The organism is Modestobacter sp. I12A-02662, assembly GCF_041028325.1.
Lineage (GTDB): Bacteria > Actinomycetota > Actinomycetes > Mycobacteriales > Geodermatophilaceae > Modestobacter.
This window is the reverse complement of sequence record NZ_JABGDE010000045.1, coordinates 1-556: the sequence shown is the minus strand read 5'-3', so window position 1 is coordinate 556 and position 556 is coordinate 1. Positions and strand designations below refer to the sequence as shown.

1 protein-coding gene is annotated in these 556 nt (G+C 56.1%); it reads right to left on the bottom strand.

Annotated elements, in window-relative coordinates:
• On the bottom strand, positions 1 to 556 hold a 556-nt coding region (locus HL189_RS22525), incomplete at both ends, for a TonB-dependent receptor (RefSeq protein ID WP_369135964.1).

Below are 556 nucleotides of genomic sequence, written 5' to 3'. Positions count from 1 at the left end.
CGGCGACGGCGATCCATTTATCGGTCAGGTACAGCGCGTCCTGCGCGTAGGCGGAGTAGCTCTCCTGCTTGATGGTCTGGTCGCTGTCGGACGCTGAGACGGTGGTGCACTTGTCGAGATTCCCATACGTCGGATTGTAGATATTGAAACCTTTGACGTTCTTGCAGCGCATCATATCCGTGCGCAGCAGATCGTAATTCTCATACGACACGCCGGTCAGGATCTCGTTGTAGAAACCGGCGATATCCACGTTCCCCTGCAGATCCGCTCGCGTCGTATGCATCCGCTGGGTGGAGCCCTGGGTGGCATCCACGCGGCGGGTCAGGTTGCCGGTTTTTGAATCGTAGGCCATCACGCGCGCCTGGTTATCACTGTACTTATCCTGGCTGTAGCTGTAGTCGAACTTCGCAGTCCACTGGCTGTTAAGACGATATTCCGCGTTGAGCTGCGCGAGATCGGACTGCCCGTCGGTGACGTTAAACGATTCGTCAAAGCGGGTTTTGCGATCGACGTCGACAGCTTTTTTGGTGTTGAGATCGAAGATCGTTCCGCGATC